This window comes from Mesorhizobium sp. M0618 (genome assembly GCF_040320765.1).
Classification (GTDB): Bacteria; Pseudomonadota; Alphaproteobacteria; order Rhizobiales; family Rhizobiaceae; genus Mesorhizobium.
Map to the genome: position 1 here is coordinate 64,840 of NZ_JAMYQH010000035.1, position 7,912 is coordinate 72,751.

General features: G+C 63.3%; 4 protein-coding genes. 2 read left to right on the forward strand and 2 right to left on the reverse strand.

The genetic code is table 11. From position 1 onward, the window contains the following. The first annotated feature begins 1 nt into the window (after position 1). Both NKJ04_RS28585 and NKJ04_RS28590 read left to right on the forward strand, forming a co-directional pair. On the forward strand, positions 2-1,480 hold the full coding sequence (locus NKJ04_RS28585; RefSeq protein ID WP_023812819.1) for a sensor histidine kinase: 1,479 nt from the start codon (positions 2-4) through the stop codon (positions 1,478-1,480). Beyond that, on the forward strand, positions 1,480-4,440 hold the full coding sequence (locus tag NKJ04_RS28590) for a bifunctional [glutamine synthetase] adenylyltransferase/[glutamine synthetase]-adenylyl-L-tyrosine phosphorylase (RefSeq protein WP_352678680.1): 2,961 nt from the start codon (positions 1,480-1,482) through the stop codon (positions 4,438-4,440). The genes NKJ04_RS28585 and NKJ04_RS28590 overlap by 1 nt, the downstream gene beginning before the upstream one ends. Before the next feature lie 485 nt (positions 4,441-4,925). On the opposite strand, the gene NKJ04_RS28595 is transcribed toward NKJ04_RS28590, so the two are convergent. Then, on the reverse strand, positions 4,926-5,186 hold the full coding sequence (locus NKJ04_RS28595) for a type II toxin-antitoxin system prevent-host-death family antitoxin (RefSeq protein ID WP_023812822.1): 261 nt from the start codon (positions 5,184-5,186) through the stop codon (positions 4,926-4,928). A 108-nt stretch (positions 5,187-5,294) separates the two neighbouring features. Beyond that, a complete protein-coding gene (locus tag NKJ04_RS28600) occupies positions 5,295-7,616 on the reverse strand; it encodes a PAS domain-containing sensor histidine kinase (RefSeq protein WP_352678685.1) in 2,322 nt (773 codons plus the stop codon). Positions 7,617-7,912: the final 296 nt, after the last annotated feature.

A 7,912-nucleotide genomic window follows, 5' to 3' on the forward strand; every position in this document is an offset into this window, starting at 1 on the left:
CATGGCTCTTTCCGTGCCAGCCATCATGAAGACGACGGCAGCGCGGCTTTCGGCGCTCTACTTCCTGCTCTTCGCGCTCTGCGCGGTGGCGCTCGTCTTCTACATGACGTCGCTGTCGGCGCGAATGCTGACCGCACAGACGCAGGAGACCATCAATGACGAAGTGCTCGGCCTTGCCCGCGCCTATCAGCGCGGTGGCCTGCCGATCCTGGTACGCGTGGTGGAACAGCGCTCGCGCCAGCCCGGCGCCAACCTTTACCTGATCGCCGACGCCAACGGCCAAATCCTGACCGGCAATGTGCAGAGCCTGGAGCCGGGCGTTCTCGAGAACGAAGGCTGGACCAGCAGTCCGTTCTCTTATCAGCGCTTTGGCGAGGGAGAGCTCGAGCGCCTGCGCAACCTTCCCGCCGAGCAGGGTACCACCACCCAATCCGAGCAGAACGATGCGCAGGCGCAGGGCGAAAAGGGCCACAACGCCATAGCGCTGGTGCTGCGGCTGCCGAACCAGATGATCATGCTGGTCGGCCGCGACCTTGGCGAGCCGGAGCGGTTTCGTGCGGTCATCCGCCGTGCGCTGATGCTGGCGCTCGGCATGATGGGGCTGGGCGGATTGCTGATCTGGTTTTTTGTCGGCCGCGCCGCGCTGAAGCGCATCGACAGCGTGTCGGAAGCCAGCCGCCGCATTATGGGCGGCGATCTGTCGGGCAGGCTGCCCGTGACGGGGGTTGGCGATGAGTTCGACCGGCTCTCCGAAAATCTCAATGCCATGCTGGCCAGGATCGCCGCGCTGAACGAAGGCCTGAAGCAGGTTTCCGACAACATCGCGCATGATCTGAAGACGCCGCTGACCCGGCTGCGCAATCGGGCCGAAGCGACGCTTTCGGGCAAGCAAAAGCCCACCGATTACCGGCAGGCGCTGGAAGGCACCATTGCCGAGTCAGACCAGTTGATAAAAACCTTCAACGCCATCCTGATGATTTCCCGGCTGGAGGCTGGCTACTCCTCGGAGAACACCAACCGCGTCGATCTGGCGGAGGCCGTGCGCGATGTCGTCGAACTCTACGAGCCGGTGGCGGAAGAGGCAGGCGTATCGCTGGAAGCAGACGCGCGCGAGGCGGTGTCCGTCAACGGCAACCGCGAACTGATCGGCCAGGCGCTGTCGAACATCGTCGACAACGCCATCAAATATTCCACAGGCGCCAATGCCCAGCCGGCGGTGCGCGTCACGCTCGAGCGAGCCGGTGCGGACGTTCGCCTGTCCGTTGCCGACAATGGACACGGCATTCCCGACGATGGCGACCGCGCCCGCGCCACGGAACGTTTCGTGCGGCTGGAGAAGAGCCGTTCGCAGCCGGGTTCCGGTCTTGGCCTCAGCCTCGCCAAGGCGGTCATGACGTTCCACAATGGCCGGCTTGAACTCTTGCCTGGCAATCCTGGACTATCCGTGGTCATGAGTTTCCCGGCTCGGGAGGATCACTGATGAGCACTGCAGCGAAGCGGGTGGAGACTGGATGGCTGCTGAAGCCGGCTGCCAAGCTTGCTCCGCTCGACAAGGACCGTGCGCGGTTGGAACTGGCCGAGATCGCTTCCGCCGCGCGCGAAGAAGGACTGACGCGGCTGGCCAAGTTCCTGGCAGGCAAAGGGGAGGGCCAGGATTTCCTTGCCGCCGTCTTCGATCTGTCGCCGTTCCTGCGTGATACCGCACGTCGCCGGCCGCAAATCCTGGACGGGCTGTTCGAGCAGACGATCGAGGCTCGGCTGAAGGCGATCGGCGCCGCCATCGACCAGGTGCATCTAACCGAAGCAGTCTCGGAATCCGGCCTGATGATGGAGCTGCGCCAGTGGAAGGCGGAGGCGCATTTCCTGATCGCGCTGGCCGATCTTGCCGGCGAGGCCGAAACGGCGCTGACGGTCCGGCGATTGAGCGATCTTGCAGACGCCTGCACCCGTGCGGCCGTCGACTTCCTGCTGCGTGACGCGCATGGCCAGGGCAAACTCAAACTGCCGGATGTCGGCAATCCGTCGAAACAGTCGGGCTGGATCCTGCTCGGCATGGGCAAGCTCGGCGCGCATGAGCTGAATTTTTCCTCCGACATCGATCTGGTGGTTTTCTTCGATCCGGAAGCGCCCGCCGTCGTCGATCCGCTCGACGCCACCGAGTTGTTTTCGAGGCTGACGCGCCGCCTGGTGCGCATCCTGCAGGACCGCACCGAACACGGTTATGTCTTCCGCACCGATCTGAGACTGCGCCCAGACCCCGGTTCGACACCGCTGGCGATCCCGGTCGAGGCGGCATTGCGCTACTATGAGGCACGCGGCCAGAACTGGGAGCGCGCCGCGATGATCAAGGCACGCCCGGTGGCAGGCGATCTGGCCGCGGGTGCGGCCTTCCTCAAGGAGTTGCAGCCCTATATCTGGCGCAAATACATGGACTACGCGGCGATTGCCGACGTCCATTCGATCAAGCGCCAGATCCACGCCCACAAGGGCCATGGCGAGATTGCGGTCAAAGGCCACAACGTCAAGCTTGGCCGCGGCGGCATTCGAGAGATCGAGTTCTTCGTCCAGACCCAGCAGCTCATCGCCGGCGGACGCTTCCCTGAACTGCGTGGCCGCGAGACCGTGCCGATGCTCGGTGAGCTTGCGACCCGCGGCTGGATCACCACCGAGGCGCGCGATGCGCTTGCCCGCCAGTACTGGTTCCTGCGCCGCGTCGAACATGCCGTGCAGATGGTTGCCGACGAGCAGACGCACACACTGCCGGAAGATGATGAAGGCCTGGAGCGCATCGCCCGCATGCTCGCCTTTGCCGACGCTTCTGCCTTTTCCCAAGCGTTCCGTGCCTCGCTGCAGCAGGTCGAACGCCACTACGCGGCACTGTTCGAAACAGCACCCGAACTATCGACCGGCATCGGCAACCTGGTCTTCACCGGCGATGTCGACGATCCCGATACGCTGCAGACCTTGCACGGGCTCGGCTTTCAGCGGCCAAGCGACATCTGCCGCGTCATCCGTGGCTGGCATTTCGGCCGCTATCGCCTCACCCAGTCGGCGGAGGCACGCGAGCGGCTGACGGAACTGACGCCGGCGCTGCTGCGCGCCTTCGGCCAGACGCGCCGGGCCGACGAAGCTCTGATGCGCTTCGACGAGTTTCTCGCCGGCCTGCCGGCTGGCATCCAGCTGTTCTCCCTGCTGCAGTCCAATCCTGCCCTGCTGAAGCTTCTGGCGACGATCATGGGGGCCGCCCCCCGGCTGGCGGCGATCATCACCCGCAGGCCGCATGTCTTCGATGGTTTGCTCGACCCGGCCTTGCTCACCGAACTACCGGACCGCGCCTATCTGTCGGCGCGACTTTCCGCCTTCGTCGAGGGCGACCGACTTTACGAGGATGTGCTCGACCGGCTGCGCATTTTTGCCTCCGAGCAGAAATTCCTGATTGGTGTCCGGCTGCTCGCCGGCTCGATCGATCCGGCGCGGGCCGGCCGCGCCTTTTCCGATCTGGCGGATCTCACCATCGAGGCTGCGTTGAAGGCGGTGACGGCCGAATTCGCGGCACGCCACGGCACCATTGCCGGCGGCGTGGTTTCGCTGCTCGGCATGGGCAAGCTCGGCAGCCGCGAGTTGACTGCCGGATCGGATGTCGACCTGATCCTGCTCTACGACCACGCGCCGGATGCCGAAGAGTCCAACGGTGACAAGCCGCTGGCGCCTTCGCATTACTACACCCGCATGACGCAAAGGCTGATCGCGGCGGTGTCCGCGCCGACGGCGGAGGGGGTGCTCTACGAACTCGACCTGCGCCTGCGGCCGTCCGGCAACAAGGGGCCGGTGGCCACCCATATCGATGCCTTCAAGAAATACCAGCGCCAGGAAGCTTGGACCTGGGAACACATGGCGCTGGCCCGCGCCCGCGCCATTGCCGGCGACGCCAGCCTGTGCGGCGAGGTTGAAGCGGAAGTGGCGACGGTGCTTGGACAGCCGCGCGACGCCGCCAAGGTGATGGCCGAGGCTGCGGACATGCGGGCTATGATCGAGAAGGAAAAGCCGCCGCGCGATCTCTGGGACATCAAGCTTATTCCCGGAGGATTGATCGATCTGGAATTCATCGCCCAGGTGGCCGTCATCACCGGGCAGGTCGAGACCGGGCGCCGCGCCACCGGCACCGCCGAGATCCTGTCGCGCCTTGCATCGGGCTTCGCCGATGCCGGGATAAGGCAGGAGCTTGGCGATGCCTACGCGCTCTATCTTGCACTGACCCAGATGACGCGGCTGTGCCTCACCGGAGCCTTCGAGCGCGACGACGTTCCGCCGGGGCTTTCGGATCTGCTTCTGGCGGTGACCGACCTGCCGGATTTCGGTGTGCTGGAAGCACACCTCAAGGAGACGTCGCAGAAGGTCAGGAAGGACTTTGATCTTTTGTTTCGTTCGGGATCACCGTGAAGCGATCGTCCCTTGGAATTGAAGACGTTTCGTGTTTTCCAGTCTCATGCAGCTACTCTGTTCGCCGAATCTGCCGGAGCGCGCGGCGTGCGTGAGCCTGCAAAATTCTCTCCCGCAGATAGGCGTAGAAGCGCGGCGGCAGCATACCATAGTCGAATCGGGACGGTTTGCTTCCCGCGATGGGCCTGAGATCGGGACCCGGCCAGAGGAAGTCATTGGTTTCGGTCACGACGATCCATGACGGCGTGTCATCGAGGCCGAGATGGGCTTTGAGTGGCGCAGGTATTTCTACTGCATCGGCAGGATCAGCCGGTGGCGAGTGTGTGACCGGAACGACCGTTATGACTTCACGGCCCTCCACGACCCGGCGCGCGGCGACAATGGCGCATGGTCGGTTTTTGCGACCTTCTTCGGCACCCTTTCGTGTTCTCTCACCCAGAGGTAAGAATAGGAAATCACCAGACCCGGGATAGGTTTGGGCAGGCTCACGGTGTCCAGTCTTTGAGCATCGCATCGAGCCCGGCATATTCGCTCGGTACGGCGCTTTCGGCGATGGCGTTCAGCGTCTCATCATCCAGTTCTTCCGCGTTACGGGCGACTCGTCCCTTGACCAACACCTCGAACATCGCCGCCGACAGGAGTACCGTGTGGGTCCGGCCATTCTTTGTGATTGCGACCGGCGCACGCTGGGCAGCGTCCTGAAAACGCCCGACATTCTGCTGGAATTCTGTTGAAGTCACTCGCATGACAAAGTCTACCTTTCTTATCTAAGGTGGATAAAATAGATAACTTTGTCAAAGCGTTTCACCTCGCGTCCATGAGGTGGGATCAGGCCTGGGATGGTGATAAAATATTCACGCTGCAACCTTGATCGCCGGCACGGCCCTCTTCACCGGAATGCGCACCGACACGATCGTGCCGACACCTTCGCTCGACCGGATCTTCAGCGCGCCGCCCTGAAGCTCGGCCAGCGAACGTGAGATGGCAAGGCCAAGGCCAGACCCGGCATGGCTCTTGGAGAACTGGTTCTGCACCTGCTCGAAGGGCCGTCCTAGCTTGCCGAGCGCCTCCTTGGGGATGCCGCAGCCATTGTCCTCGATCGTCAGCACCAACGCGCCGGATGTGTTGCGGGCCCTGACCGATATGTGGCCGCCCTGGCCGGTGAACTTCACCGCATTGGACAAAAGGTTGATGACGATCTGCTTGATCGCGCGGCGATCGGCGACCAGCGTCAGCGCATCGGCAATGCGCGTTTCCACGGTGATGGCCTTTTGCGCCGCCTGCAGCGAAACGACGCGTACGGTTTCGCTGATCAGCGGGCCGAGGTCGATTTCTTCCCGGTCCAGCGAGAATTGGCCGGCCTCGATCTTGGACATGTCGAGAATGTCGTTGATGACGCCCAGCAGATATTTTCCGCTGCTGTTGATGTCGGTGGCATATTCCTCGTAGCGCTCCGATCCGAGCGGGCCGAACAGCCCTTGTTCCATCAGTTCGGAGAAGCCGATGATCGCGTTCAGCGGCGTGCGCAACTCATGCGACATGTTGGCCAGGAATTCGGATTTGGCCCGGTTCGCAGCTTCGGCGCGTTCGGTTTCCTTCATGTATTTGCGGTTGAGGTCGACCAGTTCGCGCGAACGCTCCTCTTCGGCCCGCCGCGCGAGGCTGAGATCATGGATCGTTGCCATCAGCCGTCGCTCGCTGTCGACCAGCTTCTCCTGGTGCAGCTTGATCTGGGTGATGTCGGAGCCGACCGAGACGATGCCGCCGTCCCGGGTCTTCAGTTCGTTGACCTGCAGCCATCGGCCATCGGCCAGCTGCCGCTCGAAAGTGGCGCCGCCCTGCAGGCCGCTGGTATGGGCAAGCCGCCGTTCGGAAGCAAAGGCCAGCATGCGTTCTTCCAGCGCCGCGCGCGCGGTGCCCGGCATCACGTCGCGGTCCGAAAGCCCGTTGTCCTGCTGGTATTTGGAATTGCACATGATCAGGCGCTGCGTCGAATCCCACAGCACAAAGGATTCGTTGATGTTCTCGATCGCCGTTCTGAGGCGAAGGTCGGCAGCCTCGGAACGCAGCGCCAGATGACGCTGTTCGGTGACGTCGACGGCGATACCGATCAGCTGTATCTCCGGCGCTTCCGGATCGATGACCTGTGCCCGTGCGCGCATCCAGATCCATTGGCCGTCGGCATGGCGCATGCGGAACACCTGGTCGATATGGTCGATCTCGCGTGCGACGATTCTGTTGGCGAGTTCGAACAGGTCGCCGTCCTCGGGATGGATGATCTGATCGACCTCGCCGAAGGACAGCATCGTTTCGCACGGCTTGTAGCCGAGCATGTCGTACATCGAGCGCGACCAGTACATCTTGCCGCGCACCATGTCCCAGTCCCACAGGCCGCAGCGGCCGCGAACCAGCGCCATGTCGATGCGCTGATGCGCTTCGAGGTAGATGCGGTCGGCCGCCTGCGCACGCGCGGCCTGGCCGAAATAGGCATAGAGGATGACGATCAGCACGCCGGCCGTCAGCACGAACAGGGTGACGTTCAGCGAAACGGTCTTGCGCCAGGCATCGAAAACCGCGTCCTGTGGCACCAGGGCCGCCGATGCGCCCTTTCCGCCATCCGCCAGGCTGACCGCCGCGTACCAGTCCCGTCCGTCGATGTTGACGTCCATGACGCCGGCATGATCGCCGAACATGAACAAGGGCTGGCCGCCCTCGACGAGGCCGTCCAGCGAATGGCCCTGCCATGGCATCGAGCGCGGCGTCACCGCGACGATCTTGAAAGCGCTGTCGGTGATGACAAGCACATGGCTGCGGCCCATCGCGCCCTGACGGCTGGTGGTCTCCAGCAGATCCTGTATGGCGCCGGGCACCGTTTCCGAGGTGGTGGCGAGCGAACTGGCCAGCTGGCCCGCCGCCAGCGTCAGGATCGCCTTGGCATTGCGCTCGACATCGTCGCGCTCGTTCATCAGTGACAGCACGCGCAGCGCCGCGATGACGATCAGGAATGTGATGATGAGGGCGGGTATTGATCGGCGCAGCAGCGGCTCGGCGGCCAGAAGCCGCCGGTAGGCCGGTTCGGCGATGAGCCGCGTATTCCCGGCAAGACCGTCGCCGCGCGTCTCGCGATGCGCAAAAACCGTCCCTCCGGGCGCGCCCCACGCGTCCGCCTTCGCCATAAATGGCACTCCCCGAATTGCCTATGCTGCTTGGTGATCCGGCAAACGCCGCACATCCGAATCGTCAGTAAAGAATCAAAGGTGATTCGCCTTGTCCAGTGGTCCGGCGAAAAAAGATTAAAAATCGACTAAAATAACGCCGAAATGGTCGATCTCCCCCACAAGGGGGCCCGTTGCGTTATTAAGTTATAGGGGCAAGGAGGGAGGGTCAGGCCAATGTGGGGTGCCTTGCGGCTCGGGTTTGAGGCCGGATTGGCTGGGGTTTGACGGGTTCGGCGGATTTCGGGCGCAATGCG

Coding starts and splice junctions, on each gene's coding strand:
- NKJ04_RS28600 (WP_352678685.1), bottom strand. CDS start 7,616: ATGGCGAAGGCGGACGCGTGGGGCGCGCCCGGAGGGACGGTTTTTGCG.
- NKJ04_RS28590 (WP_352678680.1), top strand. CDS start 1,480: ATGAGCACTGCAGCGAAGCGGGTGGAGACTGGATGGCTGCTGAAGCCG.
- NKJ04_RS28595 (WP_023812822.1), bottom strand. CDS start 5,186: ATGCGAGTGACTTCAACAGAATTCCAGCAGAATGTCGGGCGTTTTCAG.
- NKJ04_RS28585 (WP_023812819.1), top strand. CDS start 2: ATGGCTCTTTCCGTGCCAGCCATCATGAAGACGACGGCAGCGCGGCTT.